This window comes from Brevibacillus choshinensis (assembly GCF_001420695.1).
Lineage (GTDB): Bacteria > Bacillota > Bacilli > Brevibacillales > Brevibacillaceae > Brevibacillus > Brevibacillus choshinensis.
Genome location: NZ_LJJB01000013.1, coordinates 284,401 through 303,346, shown reverse-complemented (window position 1 = coordinate 303,346; position 18,946 = coordinate 284,401). Strand labels below are relative to the sequence as shown.

Annotated in this window: 18 protein-coding genes, 5 tRNA genes, 2 pseudogenes and 1 riboswitch; of the genes and pseudogenes, 4 read left to right on the top strand and 21 right to left on the bottom strand. The window is 47.9% G+C overall.

Going from position 1 to position 18,946, the window contains the following annotated elements; genetic code table 11:
• Nucleotides 1–57: 57 nt before the first annotated feature.
• On the bottom strand, nt 58–966 hold the full coding sequence (rarD, locus tag AN963_RS21665; RefSeq protein ID WP_055746636.1) for an EamA family transporter RarD: 909 nt from the start codon (nt 964–966) through the stop codon (nt 58–60).
• A gap of 262 nt (nt 967–1,228) precedes the next feature.
• Here rarD and AN963_RS21660 point away from each other — a divergent pair, with 262 nt between their 5' ends.
• The gene (locus tag AN963_RS21660) at nt 1,229–2,137 is read left to right on the top strand and encodes an EamA family transporter (RefSeq protein ID WP_055746635.1); all 909 of its coding nucleotides are present in this window, start codon (nt 1,229–1,231) and stop codon (nt 2,135–2,137) included.
• Nucleotides 2,138–2,274: 137 nt separating this feature from the next.
• Here AN963_RS21660 and AN963_RS21655 read toward each other — a convergent pair whose 3' ends face one another.
• The 4 genes from AN963_RS21655 to AN963_RS21640 all read right to left on the bottom strand — a co-directional run bounded on the left by AN963_RS21655 (nt 2,275) and on the right by AN963_RS21640 (nt 6,124).
• Nucleotides 2,275–3,285 carry a FecCD family ABC transporter permease gene (locus AN963_RS21655; RefSeq protein WP_055746634.1) on the bottom strand — a complete coding sequence of 337 codons (1,011 nt, stop codon included), beginning with the start codon at nt 3,283–3,285 and terminating at the stop codon, nt 2,275–2,277.
• On the bottom strand, nt 3,282–4,292 hold the full coding sequence (locus AN963_RS21650) for a FecCD family ABC transporter permease (RefSeq protein ID WP_055746633.1): 1,011 nt from the start codon (nt 4,290–4,292) through the stop codon (nt 3,282–3,284). Before AN963_RS21650 ends, AN963_RS21655 begins: the two co-directional genes overlap by 4 nt.
• Nucleotides 4,293–4,364: 72 nt before the next feature.
• Nucleotides 4,365–5,327: an iron-hydroxamate ABC transporter substrate-binding protein gene (locus AN963_RS21645; protein WP_055746632.1), complete on the bottom strand. Its 963-nt coding sequence runs from the start codon at nt 5,325–5,327 to the stop codon at nt 4,365–4,367.
• A gap of 5 nt (nt 5,328–5,332) precedes the next feature.
• The gene (locus AN963_RS21640) at nt 5,333–6,124 is read right to left on the bottom strand and encodes an ABC transporter ATP-binding protein (protein WP_055746631.1); all 792 of its coding nucleotides are present in this window, start codon (nt 6,122–6,124) and stop codon (nt 5,333–5,335) included.
• Between the two features lie 193 nt (nt 6,125–6,317).
• On the opposite strand from AN963_RS21640, the gene AN963_RS21635 reads away from it, so the two are divergent.
• The gene (locus tag AN963_RS21635; protein WP_055746630.1) at nt 6,318–7,370 is read left to right on the top strand and encodes an NAD(P)/FAD-dependent oxidoreductase; all 1,053 of its coding nucleotides are present in this window, start codon (nt 6,318–6,320) and stop codon (nt 7,368–7,370) included.
• Nucleotides 7,371–7,496: 126 nt separating this feature from the next.
• On the opposite strand, the gene AN963_RS21630 is transcribed toward AN963_RS21635, so the two are convergent.
• From AN963_RS21630 to AN963_RS21610, 5 genes are all read right to left on the bottom strand, one after another.
• Nucleotides 7,497–7,572 (bottom strand) — tRNA-His (locus AN963_RS21630).
• A gap of 23 nt (nt 7,573–7,595) precedes the next feature.
• Nucleotides 7,596–7,672 (bottom strand) — tRNA-Met (locus tag AN963_RS21625).
• Nucleotides 7,673–7,743: 71 nt separating this feature from the next.
• A tRNA-Val gene (locus tag AN963_RS21620) sits at nt 7,744–7,819 on the bottom strand.
• Between the two features lie 88 nt (nt 7,820–7,907).
• Nucleotides 7,908–7,981: transfer RNA gene (locus AN963_RS21615), tRNA-Glu, on the bottom strand.
• A gap of 4 nt (nt 7,982–7,985) precedes the next feature.
• A tRNA-Ser gene (locus tag AN963_RS21610) sits at nt 7,986–8,078 on the bottom strand.
• A gap of 349 nt (nt 8,079–8,427) precedes the next feature.
• Here AN963_RS21610 and AN963_RS32110 point away from each other — a divergent pair.
• A pseudogene (locus AN963_RS32110) lies at nt 8,428–8,523 on the top strand (phospholipase A2 family protein); the annotation flags it as partial.
• Nucleotides 8,524–9,120: 597 nt separating this feature from the next.
• On the opposite strand, the gene thiM reads toward AN963_RS32110, so the two are convergent.
• The 11 genes and pseudogenes from thiM to AN963_RS32095 all read right to left on the bottom strand — a co-directional run bounded on the left by thiM (nt 9,121) and on the right by AN963_RS32095 (nt 18,212).
• Nucleotides 9,121–9,930, bottom strand: coding sequence for a hydroxyethylthiazole kinase (gene thiM, locus AN963_RS21600; protein WP_055746628.1), 810 nt, complete (start codon nt 9,928–9,930; stop codon nt 9,121–9,123).
• A 26-nt stretch (nt 9,931–9,956) separates the two neighbouring features.
• Nucleotides 9,957–10,439 (bottom strand): hypothetical protein, encoded by a 483-nt coding sequence (locus AN963_RS21595; protein WP_236708054.1) that lies wholly within the window; start codon nt 10,437–10,439, stop codon nt 9,957–9,959.
• Nucleotides 10,440–10,733: 294 nt separating this feature from the next.
• A complete protein-coding gene (locus tag AN963_RS21590) occupies nt 10,734–11,228 on the bottom strand; it encodes a hypothetical protein (RefSeq protein ID WP_055746627.1) in 495 nt (164 codons plus the stop codon).
• Between the two features lie 190 nt (nt 11,229–11,418).
• Nucleotides 11,419–12,075 (bottom strand): YitT family protein, encoded by a 657-nt coding sequence (locus tag AN963_RS21585; protein ID WP_055746626.1) that lies wholly within the window; start codon nt 12,073–12,075, stop codon nt 11,419–11,421.
• Nucleotides 12,076–12,354: 279 nt separating this feature from the next.
• Nucleotides 12,355–12,921 (bottom strand): bifunctional adenosylcobinamide kinase/adenosylcobinamide-phosphate guanylyltransferase, encoded by a 567-nt coding sequence (cobU, locus tag AN963_RS21580; RefSeq protein ID WP_055746625.1) that lies wholly within the window; start codon nt 12,919–12,921, stop codon nt 12,355–12,357.
• A gap of 19 nt (nt 12,922–12,940) precedes the next feature.
• On the bottom strand, nt 12,941–13,717 hold the full coding sequence (locus AN963_RS21575; protein ID WP_055746624.1) for an ABC transporter ATP-binding protein: 777 nt from the start codon (nt 13,715–13,717) through the stop codon (nt 12,941–12,943).
• 4 nt (nt 13,718–13,721) lie between these two features.
• Complete coding sequence (locus AN963_RS21570; protein ID WP_055746623.1) at nt 13,722–14,759, bottom strand: FecCD family ABC transporter permease; 1,038 nt, start codon at nt 14,757–14,759, stop codon at nt 13,722–13,724.
• Nucleotide 14,760: 1 nt separating this feature from the next.
• The gene (locus tag AN963_RS21565; protein WP_055747819.1) at nt 14,761–15,747 is read right to left on the bottom strand and encodes an ABC transporter substrate-binding protein; all 987 of its coding nucleotides are present in this window, start codon (nt 15,745–15,747) and stop codon (nt 14,761–14,763) included.
• A gap of 163 nt (nt 15,748–15,910) precedes the next feature.
• Nucleotides 15,911–16,070, bottom strand: a riboswitch (cobalamin riboswitch).
• Between the two features lie 121 nt (nt 16,071–16,191).
• Nucleotides 16,192–17,151, bottom strand: coding sequence for an MBL fold metallo-hydrolase (locus tag AN963_RS21560; protein WP_055746622.1), 960 nt, complete (start codon nt 17,149–17,151; stop codon nt 16,192–16,194).
• Nucleotides 17,152–17,282: 131 nt separating this feature from the next.
• Nucleotides 17,283–17,993: pseudogene (locus AN963_RS32105) on the bottom strand (phosphotransferase family protein).
• 24 nt (nt 17,994–18,017) lie between these two features.
• Nucleotides 18,018–18,212, bottom strand: coding sequence for a hypothetical protein (locus tag AN963_RS32095; RefSeq protein WP_236708052.1), 195 nt, complete (start codon nt 18,210–18,212; stop codon nt 18,018–18,020).
• A gap of 98 nt (nt 18,213–18,310) precedes the next feature.
• Between AN963_RS32095 and AN963_RS21550 the strand changes: the two genes are divergently transcribed.
• Nucleotides 18,311–18,889: a pyridoxamine 5'-phosphate oxidase family protein gene (locus AN963_RS21550; protein WP_055746621.1), complete on the top strand. Its 579-nt coding sequence runs from the start codon at nt 18,311–18,313 to the stop codon at nt 18,887–18,889.
• Nucleotides 18,890–18,946 lie beyond the last annotated feature (57 nt).

Sequence of the window (18,946 nt, the reverse complement as noted above, 5' to 3'; positions counted from 1 at the left end):
AACTCCTGATGGGACCGGCATTTCGCCTCGTCTCGTCAGGAGTTTTCTTTTGGGAAATTACGCTTGTTTTTTGATGGCTACCTCAGGATTCATTTGAACAGATCCAGTTTTCTTTCTCATCGAACTAATCGTAAATACCAGCAACGCTCCCCAGATGAGGGAGAAGCTGACCAAATGCGTCGTCGTAAACTTTTCACCGAACAAGAAGACGGCGCTCAATAATTGAATCGTCGGTGACAAATATTGAATGAATCCGAGCGTAGACAGTGGCAAACGCTTTGTCGCCTGCGCGAACCAATAAAGCGGCATGGCCGTCCCCACACCTGCCAGTGCCAGCATCGCGAGTTTCCAGCCCTCCAACTCTATAGCGGTCCCCGTACCATTCACCTGCAGCATGATCAGATAGATCAACGCAATTGGAGCCACAAAGATGGTCTCCCATGCCAATCCGATCATCGCTTCGAGGTTGACTACCTTTTTAGCTAATCCGTAAAAAGCAAAAGTCATAGCAAGCGACAAGGCGACCCATGGCATCTGCCCATACATTAAGGTGATATAGAGAACGCCGAGGGCTGCCATCCCTAAAGCGACCCACTGCCCCAAACGGAGCTTTTCCTTCAAAAACACGACACCCAAAAGAACGCTGATCAATGGGTTCATGTAGTAACCGAGACTCGTCTCCATCACCTGGTTGCTATTCACGGCCCAAATGTAGAGCAGCCAGTTCGCACTGATCAGCAGCGAGCAGAGCAATAAAGCCCCTTTCATTTTTAGTCCGGGAGCAGCCTCCCACAATTTGCGCCAACGCTTGGTAATGACAATCATGATAAGGACAAAAATAAGTGACCACACGATACGATGCGCAAGAATTTCCCACGCTCCCATGCTTTGAAAAAGCTTCCAATAGACAGGAAGCAAACCCCAAGCAAAATACGCGATAATCCCGTACAGGACCCCTTGTTTCATCTCTTTTGCCTCCAACATTTCCCCGTCTTATGGTAGTAGTGTAACGGAATTGTCACGGGTTCGCTATGTATTATCAGCAAGTATACGACAACCGCACATTTTAGCTCACTACTATGGTAACAAAGTAGCAGAGTAGCAAGGCATTCTACTACCATAGCAGTCCAATAAAGCGAAACACAAAATTTCATTGTAGCAAGTTTTCACCTATAGTACAATAGGCATTATTCGTCAAAGTTCACTATTTAGGAAAGGAATTTCACCTATGACATACTGGAAGTCAGTGCTATTGGTAGTAGTGGGAGCTTGCAGCTACGGCGTCCTCTCTTTATTTATGAAGCAATCATTCCAATATGGATTTACTCCCTATGAAATGAGCAGTAGTCAATTGATTTTCGGCGGACTGATCATGTCCATTATGGCTCTCTTCTTCTCCAAACAGAGATTCCGTCTGAAATACGTGCTGATATTGGTACCAGTCAGCCTAATGATGGCATCGTCTAGCTTCTTCTACCACCAAGCTGTCAGTCAAATGTCTGCGTCGTTGGCGATTGTCTTCTTCTTTCAGTTCACCTGGATCGGTGTCTTGTTGGAGTCCATTGCCCAGCGAACATGGCCATCCCCTGCAAAGTGGGTATCCATCGTCATGCTGGGATTAGGAACAGTCCTTGCGAGCGGTCTAGGAGAGTCAGGACTTCAAACGATTAGCTTGACAGGCTTGGCTTGCGGCCTTTTGTCTGGAGCAACGTTTGCCTTCGTCATCTTTTTTAGCGGACGTATTCTTGCGGATATGAATCCCTACTTACGAAGTGCGATCTCCATTAGCTTGGCGGCGATCATGATCTCGATTGTGTACCCACCAACCTTTCTAATCAATGGTCGTTTGTGGGAAGGATTGCTACCATTTGGCCTGCTCGTGGCGCTCTTCGGCTCAGTCATTCCCATTTTTTGCTTGTCCGTAGGTGTCCCTCGAATCGGGAATGGACTCGCCACCATTCTCAGTGCGGCAGAGCTGCCAGCAGTCGTTCTTTTATCCAGCTTTGTCCTGCATGAGACGGTTACATGGTCGCAATGGGGCGGCGTCCTGATGATTCTGGCAGCGATCGGTGTCCCGCAAATCAAGTGGAAGCAGCTGTTTATGCCCTCTCAATCCGTACACAAGAAAAGCGCATAATGGCCGACAGAAAAGGCGTGTGGAACGAAGTGTTCCTGCACGCCTTTTTAGCTCTTCTTGCCCCATGGTTCCATCACTGTTTGACGACAATCGGAATAAAAAGAGCAGGATGCTGTAGCTCCTGCTCTTTTGCAGCTTCACGATTTCTTCCACAACAGATACAAAAAATAGGGGGCTCCAATCAAGGCAACCATAATCCCTGCTGGAATTCCATCCGGGTCTGCGAGATTGCGTCCAATGGTATCAGCAACGAGTAATAGCCCACCCCCGAGAACGATAGCCACCGGGACACTTAACTGATGGCGTGGACCCACCAGCGCTTTGGCCAGATGCGGTGCCAACAGCCCGATGAACGCGATCCCTCCTGTCACCGAAACAGCTGCAGCGGCCAAGGCTACCGCGGCCAGTAACAAGACAAAGCGTTCCTTTTCAACTGCGAGACCTACACCAATCGCAACAGGCTCATTTAACGACAACAAGTTCAATCGACTGGCTTTGTAGAGCGCAAATGGAATGAGGATAAGTAGCCATGGCAGAATGGCCCAGATAAACGGCCAATCGGCACCCCAAATGTTTCCCGCGAGCCATTTGGCAATAAAGTCAACTTTTGCACGCTCGGCAGATGATATGAGTACGATCATCACCCCTGAGAGCGCCATGGAAAAGCCGACCCCAATCAGGACCACCTTTACCGGCTGAAGACCCGTGCTTCTACTGTAAGAGAAGAAATAAATGCACACTGCCGTAAGAGTGGCTCCTGCAAACGCTACAAGCGGCAGCAGGTAAGCAAAGGACCCGGCATCGATCGGGTAATACAAAAAGAACAGTGCAATTGCTACCCCGGCTCCTGAGTTGATACCGATCACTCCAGGTTCCGCCAGATCATTTCTCGTGACTCCTTGGAGGATTGCCCCAGACAGCGCCAATGCCATTCCTGCTAGCCACGTAATAATCAATCTTGGTAAACGAACCTCGAATAAGACAAACTCTTCCTTAAACGTCCCTTGTCCTATCAATGTGGGAATCAATCGGTTATAAGACAAAGAAGAGTAACCCATTCCCATCCCAATCACGATGACTGCCAGCGTGAAAGCTAGCAATCCCCAGAGCATTACTCGCTGTTTTTTGATGATGTCTGGATGAATCATAGGAATGATTTCCCCCTTTTGCGAACGATCAACAGGAAGAAAGGCAATCCCAGCATTGCCACAAGTGCTGCTACCGGAGTCTCATAGGGAGCATGGATGGTTCGACCCAGCGTATCTGCCAAAAGCATGAACGTAGCGCCCGTCACAGCTGACATCGGAATGATATAACGGTAGTCCGTTCCGACCATCGGACGAACTAAATGGGGGATCATGAGGCCAATAAAGGCCATGTTCCCGACGAGCGCGACTGCTGCCCCTGCAAGCAAAATCATGACGACGAACAGCACCGTTTTAACGAGCATCGTCTTTTGCCCAAGCCCTACAGCTACTTCTTCACTCAGACTGAGAATGGTCAGCTGTCTGGACAAAAACAGGGCAAGGATGATCCCTACCGTGATGAACGGAATAATGATTTGCAGCTGGCTCCATGACGTTCCAATCACACCACCAGCTGTCCACATAGAGACATCTTTTGATATTTTAAAGCTAAGAGCTACTCCTTCTGCAATCGCGTATAAAAACGCAGAAACCGCTGAACCAGCCAGCACCAAGCGAAGTGGTGAAAAACCTCCTTTTTTCAAGGAACCCATTCCAAAGACCAGCACGGCTCCTACAGCTGAACCGATAAAGCAAGCCACCATAATATCCAAGTAATTAGCGGATGGAATCAAGGCAATCGTCACGGCCAGAGCGGCATTTGCACCTGCCGTGAGTCCGAGCAATCCGGGATCGGCGAGAGGATTTCTCGTCATCCCTTGCATGATCGCCCCTGCAACCGACAGTGCCGCTCCCACAAATATCGCAGCTACTTCACGAGGCAATCGAATTTCACGAAGGACAGACATTTTTTCACCGACTGTTTGGGTAGTGAGTGCCAGCCACACATCCAATAACGTGGTATTCGCAGCTCCCAACACCATGGCAATGGCAAACATCGCCAAAAAGACTAGGAATGAAATTACCAGCTTAGGACCAAATAGAACAAAACGCTTTTTATCGTTTGTCATACGTCTTCTCACTTTTCTGTTCTAGAGTAAAGGAGAAGGAATTCTCTCTAGAAAGAATTCCTTCAGCACCCCTTATTTTTTTCCGAGGAAGTGTTCGATGAAGAACTCCAACTGAAACTCGAGTGTAAGTGGATCATTAAAGTAAAACTCATTCAAATTCGCTTCAAATACGTGATTATTTTTGACTGCTGGAATATTTTTGTACGTATCCGTCTCTTGGAAAGAATTATCCGTATCCTTGTTCTTGCTCAAGATTACGTAATCACCCGCAAATTGAGGCATAACCTCCAGCGACAATGCGTAATAGCCTTCTTTCAGCGCTGTTTCTTTTACTTTTTCAGGCATTTTCAGCTTCATTTCCTGATAGAGAATCTCTGTTCCTCGTCCCCAGTTGTCACCATATACATAGAGCTGCTTATCAAAGTTCTCAATAACGGATACCGTCGCGTTATCTCCGATTTTCGCATGAATCTCTTTTCCAGCCGCTTGAGCGCGCTTTTTAAAGTCATCCACCCAAACTTGGGCTTCCTTCTCTTTGTTTAACACCTTGCCGATCTCAATCTGTTGCGTCAGATAGTCCAGCTTTCCGTATGTAAAGGTAACGGTAGGCGCGATTTGCTTCAGCTTGTCGAGGTTCTTCGCATCAGACAACCCAAGGATGAGATCAGGGTCCAGCTCGATAATTTTTTCAATATTTTCTTCTGAAACCTCTGCTACATCTTTCAATGCATCTTGAAATCGTGGATTCTTCTTCGCCCAAGAGTCAACCCCTACCAGATTCACATGCAGCGCCATGACGTTGCCCGCATAAGACGACAAAACGACTACCCGTTTCGGGTCAGCAGGCACTTCAATCGGACCTGATTCAGCCTGATAGGTGATGGTACCTGTTTTCCCCTCCTGCGCTGGTGCCTTGTCTTCTGTTTTAGGAGCAGCAGTTGAGTTGGAGTTGTTCGTGCCCTCTGAAGGCTGACTCCCGCACGCGCTGAGGAAAAGTACGAAGACTAGAATAAATGGCAACCACATTTTTCTCATGATGTTTATTCTCCTTTAGCCAGATTGTATGTTATGCACATCGGTTTGTTGGTTCGGGGATCGCGCCCGATTTCTGCGTCGATCTGAAATACTTTTTTTAGCACTTCCGGCTTCATGACCTCTTCACAGTCTCCCGCTTTGACCACTTGCCCATCTTTTAAAGCAATCATGAAGTCGGCGAATCGCGCTGCCTGGTTCAAATCGTGCAGCACCATCAAGATAGTGCGATCTTGCTCGACATTCAGCTTTTGCAAAAGTTCCAGTACTTCCAGCTGGTGGGCCAAATCCAGGTACGTAGTCGGTTCGTCCAGGAAAATGATCTCCGTTTCTTGCGCAAGAGCCATAGCAATCCAGACGCGCTGGCGTTGACCACCTGACAAAGCATCTACTGGACGGTATTTGAAATCTTTTGTCCCAGTCACTTCGAGTGCCCAGTCGATGGCTTCATAATCTTTCTTGTTCAGTCGTCCCAAACCACTCTGGTAGGGAAATCGGCCATACGATACGAGCTCGCCAACGGTTAATCCGCTCGCACTCTCCGGAGTTTGCGGAAGGATCGCCATTTTTCTCGCGAGTATCTTCGTATTTTCTTTGGAAATGCTCTCGCCATCCAGAATGACAGCCCCCGATTGATGGGAGATAATTCGGGTCATCGCTTTAAGCAAGGTGGACTTCCCGCAACCGTTCGAACCAATGATAGCCGTAATTTTTTTATCGGGTATTTTTACGCTGAGCGCTTTTACAATTAGTCGTTCACCATAACCAATGTTTAGTTCTTCTGTATACAAGCGAACCATTATGTACCCTCCCATTACAAAATGAAAAACACAGAGCGCCAAATTGTGATAATGATTATCAATTTCACATTTACTATACGGGTGTCCTTTTTTTCTGTCAATAGCTGATTGAGGTTGCCTTTGGAAAGGAAAGACATTATAATTTGTTGAGAATGAGAATCAGTTACGTATACTTGTTCAGGAGTGAAGTGACATGGAACAACATGAATTGTTTGATGTGACCATCATTGGAGGAGGCCCAGCAGGTCTTTACTCTAGTTTTTATAGCGGGCTTCGCGAGATGAAAACGAAGCTGATTGAATTTCAACCTCGATTAGGCGGGAAAATTCACGTATATCCAGAGAAAATGATCTGGGACGTCGGAGGGCAAACGCCGATTACCGGAGCCAAGCTCATCGAGCAGGTGGTCGCTCAAGGATTGACCTTTCATCCAGAAGTCTTCTTGAACGAAAAAGTGGTATCGATTTCACGGAACGAAGATGGGATTTTTGTTTTGCGAGCTAAGTCTGGCAACCTTCACTATTCCAAAACAGTCATTGTAGCGGTCGGAGGCGGAATTCTCACCCCGCAAAAACTAGATTTGGAAGGTGCCGAGAAGTTTGAAGTATCCAATCTGCACTACACCGTGAAGTCCATTAACTATTTTCAGGACAAGACCGTCGTGATCTCCGGAGGTGGGAACTCTGCCATCGATTGGGCAAATGAATTGGAGCCCATTGCCAAGAAGGTTTATCTCACCTACCGGAAGGAATCGTTGTCTGCTCATGAAGCGCAAGTCACCCAGCTTTTGAACAGCTCGGCTAGTTGCTTTTTCCAGACCACGATTACACGCCTAGTCGCATCTGCTAATCGCGAGGTCGTCGAGCTTGTGGAATTGACGAATCATGAAACAGGTGAAGTCACTACCTTAGTGATCGATGATGTGATCATCAACCACGGATACGAGCGGGATTCCAGCCTTTTGAAAAATAGCGAGCTGGAAATTACATTAGCCGAGGATTTTTACGTGGATGCGACCGCAAGCGGTGAGTCATCGATTCCTGGCCTGTACGCTGCCGGTGATATCGTCAAATACGACGGCAAGCTGCACTTGATCGCTGGCGCTTTTCAGGATGCTGCCAATGCTGTCAACAAGGCGAAGCAATACATTTCACCAGACGCGAATTCCCACGGCATGGTCTCCTCGCACAACGAGATTTTCAAGCAGAGGAATCGCGAATTGATCAAGCAAATGCTGCAAAAATAGTCTACCGGAACAAATAAAATAACCCAGCCGAGAAGCCTGATCAGGCATTCTAGCTGGGTTATTTCTATGGAATTAAAAAAGCGCCGTCATTTTCTCTCCAACGGACACTCACCAGTTATTTGTTTATGGGGCGATCGATGGGACTTGAACCCACGAGTGCCGGAGCCACAATCCGGTGCGTTAACCCCTTCGCCACGACCGCCATAAAGGTAATTTAATTACTTTTGGTAGCGGCGGAGGGAATCGAACCCCCGACCTTTCGGGTATGAACCGAACGCTCTAACCAGCTGAGCTACACCGCCAAAAATCTATCAAATGACTTATGAAAGACCGTAAATCTTCATGGAGCGGACGTAGCTCCGCATAAAGGATATGGTGGAGGCTGACGGGATCGAACCGCCGACCCTCTGCTTGTAAGGCAGATGCTCTCCCAGCTGAGCTAAGCCTCCACTGTCCCCCAAACCAGTTGTTGGGGTCCCCGCAAAGTACTCGGCGTTACTACGAAGTGTTCGCTTCACTTTGTGGGGTGTTTTTAGGTGACCCGTAGGGGATTCGAACCCCTGTATGACAGCGTGAAAGGCTGCTGTGTTAAACCGCTTCACCAACGGGCCAGGATGGCGGATGGAGTGGGATTTGAACCCACGAGACGGGTCGACCCCGCCTACACGATTTCCAATCGTGCTCCTTCGGCCGCTCGGACATCCATCCATCTGTCATTAGCCGATAGACTCGGCAAGAAATAATCTACCATACCTCGCCTATGTTTTCAAGTACAGTTTCAAAAGTTTTTTACTGTTGAAATCTAGTAACAACGAAGTGTTTCCTTCCCTATTGTAACAAGCAAACGAAAGGCTCGGCAACCTCTGCTTAGCGGTCTCCGAGCCCTCTTGCTTCGCACACACATTTGCTACCTGCAGGATCGTCATCCTTCCCATATTCAGGCGCACTTGCCCTATTTCTCACATGAATTTAAGTAAAATAAGGGCATGCTACCTAAAGCATTCCTGCCCCCATGCCAATAATCTAGAAGTAAATCTAAATGGTGTGGTGATGACGAGTGGGCAAAAGTAAACGACGAGCAAGACAATTTCCATGTCTGTATGGAAACTGGTGTGGGCCAGGTTGCTCCGGTCCGGGAGCACCCATTGACGACATTGACCGATGCTGTAAACGGCACGATCTCTGCTATGAAAAACGAGGCTATTTTTCCTGCAGCTGCGATCGTGAATTACTGAGATGCCTTTCAAGCCGAAAGCACGATCCTTTAACCGATAAAGGACGGGTTTCCGCCATGATCTCCTCCTATTTCTCACGCAGTAAATGCATTCCGGACAACAAATAGAGCCTATTGACAGAATAGTTTTTTTAGTAAATTTTCATACAAAAATTGGTAACAACTTGGACATGATACCGCCACAAATTGTATACATTTCCCAGTATAAATTTGGTACTCTAGTCTATGTCCAAGGAGGGTACACACCGTGGAATTGCAAATACGTACGAACGCCAGTATGGCATTGGCGTTAAAGAGAGAAATCATATGTCATGGAATTTCTCAGTTCTATTTACTTCCGTTTGAAAATGATCAGGTAGAATTCATATTCCTTGCGCTTTCCGAGCACCAGAAGAAGCTGCTGTCATATACACTGAGAAGCTACAGCTACGCCCTAACATATCTAGCATAGTCCCATTCACGATCATTTTCTCCCCACCATAGGGGGATTTTTTTTGTTTCTCGATTGAGACTTTCCTATTCCATTACTTCAAGTACGCCTTTTCTACGAACATCATCAGGTGTTGCGATGGCCAGCTCGTTCAAAAACTGAAACTGAAAGCTACCCGGGCCTTCCTCTGCAGTCTTTTGTGCTGCTTGCTCGGCGGCAACACCATAGCACACCAGAGCAGCAGCACCAGCGAAGAGTACATCATCGTCTACCGCTGCAAAAGCTCCCATGACGGATGTGAGCAAGCAGCCAGTACCCGTTACTTTGGTCAGAATCGGATGACCGTTGCGAATCAAGTAGGTACGTTCTCCATCTGTGATGACGTCCACCTTTCCCGTGATCGCTACGATCGTCCCCAGCTTCTTCGCTGCCATCTTCGCCAGTGCGACGACGTCCCCTTTTCCTTCTCCTGCGTCGACCCCCTTGATCTCCCAAGACTCTCCTATTACATGGGAGATCTCCGCAGCATTCCCTCTTACAATCGCTGTTTTTACTTCCTGCACCATTGTCTGAGCGGTCTTCGTACGATAAGGAGTGGCACCCGCTCCAACCGGATCAAACAGGACGGGGACTCCGTGATCATTTGCAGATTTCCCTGCGATCAGCATGGCCTCTACTACCTGTTCGTCCAGCGTTCCCATGTTCAATACGAGCGCACCTGCAATTCCTGCCATGTCCGCCACTTCTTGTTTGGCATACGCCATTACAGGTGATGCTCCCAGTGCCAGAAGCCCGTTTGCCGTAAAATTGGTAACGACTACGTTGGTGATGTTATGTATTAACGGATTTGCTTCACGAACCTTCTCTAGTAGTTGACCGACTCTCTCCATATTCATAAAAAATGCCCCTTTCTCCAGCTGCTTTAGGACTCGGGTATCATTTTATGTATTTCCAAAACTTCTCCCAGCTCTGGATGATCCCGCTTCACCCCTATGATGATATAGGATCTGTTCACAGGAGGCAATTGTCGCGCACTTCCCATGACCGCGGATTTCCGACCGTCTGTCTCGACTACGTGACCATGAAAATACGGATGCCTCGTTCCCTCCTGAATGATTTCGTATTGTTCCAGGATTCCAGTTAGCTTCGTCCGCTCATCGTCGTATTCGATTTTGTTTTCTTCTACCCATTTCTCCTTGAGCTCGTCTACCGAAAGCTCCTTCCATCTATCCAGAAACGCCCAGTCATTGGAGTGTGGAAATAGATGTTTTGTTTCCTCTAAAAATTCATTGTATTCCGTATGTAATTGATCGACATAATCGTCTACCTCTTCGGAAATGACTCGGATGGAGTCCTCCCCGCAAGTATGAATATGATGGGCAAGGAATTTGAAAGACTCGATCATATCAAAGCTCCCCCACCCCCAAGCCTGTTCGCCGAATACTCCCCCCCGGGTTCGACATTTTTGGCATATGAAGTAATAGTATGTAGGCATATGTTCCCCTGTCTCCCTTTTTCGTCTCTATTCTGGTATCGGATGTTCCTGCGATGGGATTTATGTTACATTCGGACCTATTTTTACAAGGAGACGAGCTTTTCAGGCTTTCTTTTCTCCTTCTATTGCCTGATTCGCCCTCACTATGGAGTCTACCTGCATCAAATTCCCTATGTTTTTAATAAAATAATCAGGATGATGTGCCTAGTTCTCGTGCGAATCAGCAGAGCGAGGCTCGTATTTCTCCATCGTATAGGTAAATAGTCGACGCTCAAACTTTCCTTTGGCTCCGATCAACTGGTACCACGTTTCTCCAATTAGCAAGTCTGTTGAAAAATCCTTTTCTAAAAAAACTTGGATCCTGTCTCGCATGTTTTGTTCATTATTATTTCCTTCTTTCCAGGAGAGGGCCAAAACGAAATAAGTTATTTCATCATCTATTTCTAGCAATTCCAAACGAACTAGGCTTTTCTTTTTTGCGTTGAGCTCCGCCACCACCTTTTTCAAGCTGTTTTCTGCATTCACATGAAACTTGTCCGCTTCTTTCCAGCTCGAAATACAGGAATCATACAAAGAAAACGTGAGGATATAGTGACTCGCATAGTCCTCCGGGACGAACACTTCTTCCATCCCTTGCTCTTTTTCTTCCTTGGGGACGACCACAAATTCCTTGTAATGACCAAAGAAATTTTCGCTCATAGCAGTTCCTTTCCGTCACCTGTATCGACCAAGAATATGGCCTCATGGTTGGGCTTGTTAGGTATTATCTGCATGGCAAGCCGATTCTACGGTACCAATATTTGTACAAAAAAGACCTTACCCAGTTGTATCCGGCAAGGTCTTTCGCGTTCGTTTTCTATTTGCATGTTCTCCAACATTACTCTTCACGTTATCTGTGTGTCATGGATACGTTGCCATGTCCATGACCCTCTTCGTTTACCTCGACCGTTGCTCCCGATTCGACTGTCCACGTAATGACCCGACTGGAGATGATGACGGCCAAAATGGTAAAGATCATTTCTTTTACAGGTACATACCAGAACGAAAGGGTAAGTACCAAAGCATCAAGTAAAAGAAATATGGTACCGATCGACAGCCCGGTGTACTTACTGAGCAGAAGAGACAAAATATCGTCTCCCCCTGTTGCGGCGCCATACCGCAAAACCAATCCCGTACCCAATCCGGTCAATGCACCTGACACGATGGACGCGACTGGCATCATGCCACTCAAGTCGATCACAATCGGTGAGAATCGTTCAAACAGATCATAAAAAACGGTAAACGAAAGAGATGCGAAAATCGTATCCCAGATGAACTGACGTCCTCTCACAATCCACGCCACTAAAAACAGTGGAATATCAAGCAGTAGCATCATCATCGCTGGTGACAGGTCAAAAGCGTATTTTGCCAATAGCCCCAGGCCGACGAACCCACCCTCTGATAAGTGGTTCTGAAAATTAATGTGAAAATAAGTGAAAGCTAACAAACTCGCTCCAAACAAAATCAAACTGTAACGTCGGGTTACTTGCAGCGCTCTCCTCATCATGAATTCCTCGCATTTTTGTCGGTTTTGGCACAGACGGCCTACCGACTAAGGAGGAAATTCGTAAGTATAAGTCGCTACTCATACAAAAGACCTCGCTTCCGTAGTAGGTTGGTCGTCTTAGCGACGAGCGACTACTACGAAGCTAGATGTAGGAGAGGTCAAAACGTTTCCAGATCGTCCTATAGGGACGCATGGTATCCTGATCCCTTCCATTGCTTTTCTTTCATTATATCATAAAAAAGACACAAACGCGAACCGGTATCCCTCCCGATTCGCATTCTATATCGTGAATTCACGGCTTTTTAATTCAATCGGAATCCCTGCTGTGACGAGGAAAACACGGTCGCTCACAGCTGCCATCCTCTGATTCATAATGCCTGCCAGATCTCGAAAATTCCGCCCGAGCGGATAATCAGGTACGATGCCATAACCGACCTCATTTGAGACCAAGAGCAATGTCCCTGGGAAGTTACAGAGCGTTTGCTCCAGGAGAGTCAGTTGCTCATCGATTCGTTCCTCGGCACGGTCCTGTTCGTAACGCAGCAGCCAATTCGATAGCCACAAAATCAAGCAATCGACTAGCACGACGGTTCCCGTCTCCCACAGCTCTTTGTTCCCAGCCAGATCTCGCAGGACGGCATTCAGCTCGTACGATTCTTCAATTGTTTCCCATCCGATAGCAGACATTTCCCTTCGTTGCTGGTGAAGTCTTACCCTTTCCTGTAGCTCTTCATCGAATACAGGTGATGTCGCGATATAGATGCCTTTGGTACCGAGCTTGGCAGCGTACTTTTCAGCAAATGTACTCTTGCCGCTTTTGGCACCTCCCGTGATCAGCACAACCATTTGCGAGCCCTCCTTTGGACTATGAGCCAGATTGCAGGAAGATTTGAGGCAGTTGATGAATCGGGTGCTCCATCACGATCGGCCTAGTCCCGTACACTTGCTCAATCAGGCTGCTTTGCAGTATTTCACGGGGATCGCCTACACGCACCTGGTTTCCTTTATGTAGCATTAAAATACGATCGCAGTAGAGAGAAGCCAAATTTAAATCATGCAACACCGCAACGACCGTGACCTGTGTGTGCTTTTGCCAGCTCCGCACAATATCCATCAGTTGGATTTGATAACCGATATCCAAATAGGTCGTCGGTTCATCCAGGAGGAGGAGTTTGGGCTTTTGTACGAGAGATTTCCCCAGGGCGACTCGTTGCTTTTCTCCCCCGCTCAATTGGTCCAATGTCCGTTCTTCCAGTTCGACCAGACCTAGCATTCGGATAATCTCATCTATCAGAGCTGTAGGGTCCTCTGTTTCTTCCCCTAACCAGTTTTGATAAGGGAATCGTCCCATCTCCAAAACCTCGCGTACACGAAAACCAACCGGGGGCAGCGCCTCCTGCTCCAGAACCGCCAATTGGCGGGCTAGATCCTTACGGGAATAGGAGCGAATGGACTTTTCGCCTAATAAGATGTCTCCGCTATCGGGTGGAATCACACCTGAGATCATTTTTAGCAGAGTCGATTTGCCGCTTCCATTTGGACCAATGATGCCAAAGAACTCTCCTCGCGCAACAGAAAACGTCACATCTCGCAGGACCGATATCGAATGATAAGACTTTTTCAAAGCTTTGACCTCGATCACCTGATTACCTCCCCCCGGTGCGTTTGTTCTTTTTCAATAAGTAGGCAAAAAACGGAGCGCCCAGAAACGCTGTCACAACACCCAACGGAATTTCTGTCGGAACGAACAGCATTCTCGCTAATGTGTCAGCCCACAGTACATAAATCCCGCCAAAAATCGTCGCCATGGGTAAAAGAATGCGGTAGTCTGGCCCCACCATCATCCGAACCAAATGGGGTACGACCAGACCAACAAAGCCGATAATACCTGAAATGGATACGGAGGCTGCCGTCAGGAGAGTGGAGACGATCAATACAATCAGCTTGGTCCGATCCACATGCACACCCAAATGGGCAGCCTGTCTCTCTCCCAAAGCAAACAAATTGAGTGCACGTGAGTACGCAATCAAAATGATCAATCCGACGATCAAGTACGGAAATAGGACATAGGAAAAGTCCCACCCTCGAAAAGACAGGCTTCCCATCAGCCAGAAAACGATCTCGTTGACCGTCTGATCGGATAAGGACACCATGAAGGATACCAAGGAGCCGAGAAAAGCCTGAACGACTACCCCAGATAGAAGCAGTGTCTCCGTCTGCAGCTTGCCCTGCGTGTTTGCCAGCCGCATGACAATCCACAAGCTGAGAAATCCGGTGAGGAACGCCACGACTGGGGTGCTCCATTCACCAAGAAAGGAGATATGTAAACCAAACAAGATCAGGAAGGCAGCTCCCACAGCCGATCCAGAGGCAACCCCCATGGTGTACGGATCTGCCAAGGAATTGCGCAATACCCCCTGAAATCCTGCTCCAGCAAGGGAAAGACACGCCCCTACCAAAATAGCTAGAACAACGCGCGGAAAACGCACCTTCATGACGATCTGCTCTGCTGACTCCGGCCAACTCACCGGAACGATTCCCGAAAAACCTGGAAACTGATGCAGCAAGATCAACCATACCTGTGAAAGCGGCAGATTAGCTGCCCCTAGGGAAATGCTGATGATGACTGAAGCGAGCAACAGGAGCATACCCACTCCTACCCAGATAATCAGTCTTCCTTTCATCCTATTTCACCAGATCGGGATAAATGGCTTTGGCTACGTCGATCAGCCCTTGCGTAATTCGTGGACCGGGACGAGACAATATATTTTGATCCATCCCATAGATTTGCTGGTCGCGAATCGCTTTCATCTTGTCCCACCCGCTGCGATTTTTAATGATATCTTCTAGCTGCTTACCGGTTTTGTCATCTGTGATTCCTTTGGCATAAAGAATGACATCTGGATCATCCTTGACAATTTTCTCCTCACTGATCGGGTTCCAGCCTTCGGTTTCGGATGCAATGTTCGTCGCTCCTGCCAAGGTGATCAGTTCGTCCATGAATTCACCCTTGCCGACTGTCCAGCCCGGAGAAAATTCGAGATATACTTTTTTCTTCTCTTCCGGCTTTACGTTTTTCACGGCCTCCGTCACTCGTGCAATATCTTCTTTCATTTGCGCAACCATTTGTTCTGCTTGCTCTTGTCTATTCGTAATCGTCCCCATCACCAAAATGTTCGCCATAATATCGTCCAATTTCTTGGGCTGTGTCACATAGACAGGCATACCTAACGTTTTCAACTTATCTGCCACAGGCTTCTCCATGGAAATGCCACCGATCACCAGATCAGGGCTCTGGGACAGGATCGCCTCTTCATTTGGCTTTACGACTCCTCCGACTTTGGGTTTTGACTTTGCCGCTTCTGGATAGTCATCATAGTCGGACACTCCGACGATTTGTTGATCTAAGCCCAAAGCAAACAAAATCTCTGTCTCAGCTGGCGAGGTGGAGACAATCCGTGTAGGAGCTTTCGGGAAGGTTACTTCTTTTCCAGTAGCATCCGTGACCGTTAACGGATACGTCGTCTCTTTTGATGAAGCCTGTGCCAAATTGTCTTTGGCGACTTCTTGCTGCGCACCGGGTTGTGCAGGTTGCGCGGGTTGATTATTGCCACAACCAATCAGGCTCAAGGTTGCCAATACAGGTATGGCTAGCTTCCAAAATCGTTTCATTTTCATCAGTACTTCTTCCTTTCTTTTATTGTACGCCAATACAAAAACCCTTCGCTCCCACTACAGAAGCGAAGGGTCGGTTTTCAGGTCCCAAATGGCGTACGAACATGAAGCCCATTTGCCCTAGACAATCGATCCGGCCGATCCTTTCCGCGAAGGAACACAGCACACAAGCAAACAGGCAGGTCTCCTGGCTTACGGGCGTACCATTCATAGTGGTACACCTGTTTTACAGTGGCGGGACCGCGCCGGACTTGCACCGACTTCCCTTTTCACCTCGACCCATCTGGGGGTACGAAGGCACCTGTTCGCAAATACCGTTATGGAATTGTCCATCTGCTCTTACTCCTCCATCATGATAGCATTCCTCCGGTAAAAAAAGAAGAACCAATGCCCGCCCAGCGTGTATTGCACGCCTGCGTACCTCTGATTCTTCTTGCACTTCTACTGCTTTGTTACGCGATATTTCTTTTGCAAGTAATCGACAATTCCCATGGAACACACAGATAGGTCGAGCTTGATGACCTCGTACGCTTCATGATCATCCGCAACACCGAGCGCCCTCAAGCTATCGGTCACTCGCTGCAAAAGTCTTTTGGCCAGAGCCTCATGGGAAAGCCCTTGGGTCAGAACATCTTCTCCTTCTCGCACGAATACGGGAAGCCATTCAGTAATTTGGTTGTATACGTCCTCTACCCGTTCTGTCATTCCGAAATGACCGAAGTAAATGCGATCTAGCTTTCGTTCTCTGTATCGGTGGATAGAGCCGAGCATCTCATCAGGATCAAACTGATTAGGAGAAGTAGATGGCAGGACAAGATGAATTCCGTCCCTGTTCAACTGCGGGTAGTGCACGCCTGCAGTATCTCCTGTGAACATGCCGTTGCTGACAGGGTCGTAAATACTGAAATGATGCTTGGCGTGTCCGGGAGAATCCAAGAACTCCAGAACGCAATCCGATCCAATTTGGAGCGTCTCACCGTCCGCTTTTGTGATCAATCGATCCTCTGGAACCGATACAATCGGATCGAACAGCGATTCAAACTGTTCCCCATAAACCGCTCGTGCGCCATCGATGAGGCGGCTCGGCTCGACGAGATGACGCACTCCCTTTGGGTGTACGACGATCGTAGCATTGGGACATTCGCGTAAAAACAAGCCTGCACCGCCTGCGTGATCCAAATGAATGTGAGTCACGATGATGTATTTGACTTGATCTGTTGAATAGCCCAGCTTGGCTAATCCCTCTCTAATATATGAAACGGAAGGACTCGGTCCCGTTTCAATCAAGGTCAATTCCTGTTCTTCGATGACATAAGTGCCTGTGCGCTCTGGCCATCCCATGTCAAAACCGTCGATCAGATGAATGCGTTTTCCCAAGTGGAGTGGTTCTACGTGCTGCATGCCTGTCATGCCTCCTTATAGATAGGTCCTGCCTTGTCCGATTGCTTGAATATTTCCACTTTACCACAAGTGAGACAGGTTGGGAGCCTATACAAATGACAAAGATCACTTCACCGGACTAGTCTTGATCTTCAGGAAATGCGATTGGCCAAGCTGGTGGCGTACTCTTCCAATCGTTCAGCGATCAGATCGTCTGTCAAACCGGTAATGCCCAATGCCGTCCATCCAGCATAGACCTGAGGCTTTCCAAAAAGGATGTCGGTCAAGGACAAGACATCCCAATACGGATCGTAGCGAAACGATTGGCCAGCATAGCTCTGGTAAGCAGATAAAAAGGCATCGGCTGTTGCTACGTCAAACAACTGCGCGAGATTCACCCGACAGTGGCCAATATCGATCCCGGCTGGTCCACGACATGCATTTACCCAGTCAACCACCCCACTCACAGTGTGATCGGTCCACAATACATTGGTCGGATGGTAGTCTCTATGTATGAAGCACTCCTTGAATGGGGGAAATGGCTGTTTGACGTATTCAATCACTGTTTTCCAGACCTGAGGGTGTTTCACCCATTCCGGAGTTTGCAGCGTATGAATGTCATTGTAGGAAAAGTATGACCAAGGAAAGTCGTCTGCTTTCCTTTCATGGATCAGCACGAGAGCTTGTGCCAAGCCGTTCAATCAGCCTTGTTTATCCTGCGGGTTCAAAACGACGGTACCTTCCAGTCTGGTCATTAATACGGCAGGCACACCGCACTGCTCCCCATCATCGTCACTTGCAATGAGCTGTGGAGTCGGCAGGCCAGTCCCAGCTGCGAAACGAAGACTTTCTGCCTCGTGTATGGCCAGATCTGGTTCTTCGTGCAGCTACTCTCGATTGTCAAACTGACGCAGTACAACCTCCCGTTCACCACCTTTGACCTGAAAGGATATCCTGTGAATAATGGAGGAGATTCCTCCGTACAATCGCTGTACGGATAGCACCTCCGCTGTTGGATCTAGAGTATCTACTACCCAGTGCAGGACGCGCTCCGGAAGTTTTTTGTCAAAGAGGTCATTCATCAGATTTCATCCTTTCTGTTTTTTATCTGAAAAGGGATTAAACAAAGGCAGCTCGAATCTAACGGTTCATACGCGTTTGATGAACAGGAGTGTTTGAAATGGGGAAACTTTTTTCAGAGATATTACCTGAGCACGAAGCCTTCATTCAAAAGCAACGAATTTTTTTCGTAGGATCTGCTCCTTTAGATGAAGAGGGTCACGTCAATTTGTCGCCAAAGGGACATGATGTACTGCGAATCTTGTCCCCTACGGAGGTTGCCTACCTAGATCTGACAGGTAGCGGCAATGAAACAAGCGCTCATCTGGACGAAAATGGGCGCATCACCATTATGTTTACGGCATTTGAAGGGCCACCCATGATTTTACGATTGTACGGGAAGGGCCGTGTTATCTTACCCGAAACGCCCGAATGGGAGCAAATGGTGCGTCATTTTGAGCTTATTCTGGGTGCACGTCAGATCATTGCTGTCACCTTGCATGCGGTTAAGACTTCCTGCGGCTTTTCCGTTCCCTTCTTTTCCTATACCGGCGAGCGCGATACACTTAAAAAGTGGGCCGAGGTCAAATGCGACGATGGACTTCTCGCCTATCATCGGGAGAAAAACAGCGAAAGCATGGATGGACGAATGACCCCGATTGGGCGGCGATTTTCTGAGAGCGCTGACGCTATTGACTAATGTAGCGAACCATACGAGACAAAAACGGGCATGCGCCAATCACGCATGCCTTTCTTT

Bases quoted from the DNA above. Each gene is read 5' to 3' on its own strand.
- rarD (WP_055746636.1), bottom strand. From the start codon at position 966: ATGAAACAAGGGGTCCTGTACGGGATTATCGCGTATTTTGCTTGGGGT.
- AN963_RS21660 (WP_055746635.1), top strand. From the start codon at position 1,229: ATGACATACTGGAAGTCAGTGCTATTGGTAGTAGTGGGAGCTTGCAGC.
- AN963_RS21655 (WP_055746634.1), bottom strand. From the start codon at position 3,285: ATGATTCATCCAGACATCATCAAAAAACAGCGAGTAATGCTCTGGGGA.
- AN963_RS21650 (WP_055746633.1), bottom strand. From the start codon at position 4,292: ATGACAAACGATAAAAAGCGTTTTGTTCTATTTGGTCCTAAGCTGGTA.
- AN963_RS21645 (WP_055746632.1), bottom strand. From the start codon at position 5,327: ATGAGAAAAATGTGGTTGCCATTTATTCTAGTCTTCGTACTTTTCCTC.
- AN963_RS21640 (WP_055746631.1), bottom strand. From the start codon at position 6,124: ATGGTTCGCTTGTATACAGAAGAACTAAACATTGGTTATGGTGAACGA.
- AN963_RS21635 (WP_055746630.1), top strand. From the start codon at position 6,318: ATGGAACAACATGAATTGTTTGATGTGACCATCATTGGAGGAGGCCCA.
- thiM (WP_055746628.1), bottom strand. From the start codon at position 9,930: ATGAATATGGAGAGAGTCGGTCAACTACTAGAGAAGGTTCGTGAAGCA.
- AN963_RS21595 (WP_236708054.1), bottom strand. From the start codon at position 10,439: ATGATCGAGTCTTTCAAATTCCTTGCCCATCATATTCATACTTGCGGG.
- AN963_RS21590 (WP_055746627.1), bottom strand. From the start codon at position 11,228: ATGAGCGAAAATTTCTTTGGTCATTACAAGGAATTTGTGGTCGTCCCC.
- AN963_RS21585 (WP_055746626.1), bottom strand. From the start codon at position 12,075: ATGATGAGGAGAGCGCTGCAAGTAACCCGACGTTACAGTTTGATTTTG.
- cobU (WP_055746625.1), bottom strand. From the start codon at position 12,921: ATGGTTGTGCTGATCACGGGAGGTGCCAAAAGCGGCAAGAGTACATTT.
- AN963_RS21570 (WP_055746623.1), bottom strand. From the start codon at position 14,759: ATGAAAGGAAGACTGATTATCTGGGTAGGAGTGGGTATGCTCCTGTTG.
- AN963_RS21565 (WP_055747819.1), bottom strand. From the start codon at position 15,747: ATGAAACGATTTTGGAAGCTAGCCATACCTGTATTGGCAACCTTGAGC.
- AN963_RS21560 (WP_055746622.1), bottom strand. From the start codon at position 17,151: ATGCAGCACGTAGAACCACTCCACTTGGGAAAACGCATTCATCTGATC.
- AN963_RS32095 (WP_236708052.1), bottom strand. From the start codon at position 18,212: ATGAATGACCTCTTTGACAAAAAACTTCCGGAGCGCGTCCTGCACTGG.
- AN963_RS21550 (WP_055746621.1), top strand. From the start codon at position 18,311: ATGGGGAAACTTTTTTCAGAGATATTACCTGAGCACGAAGCCTTCATT.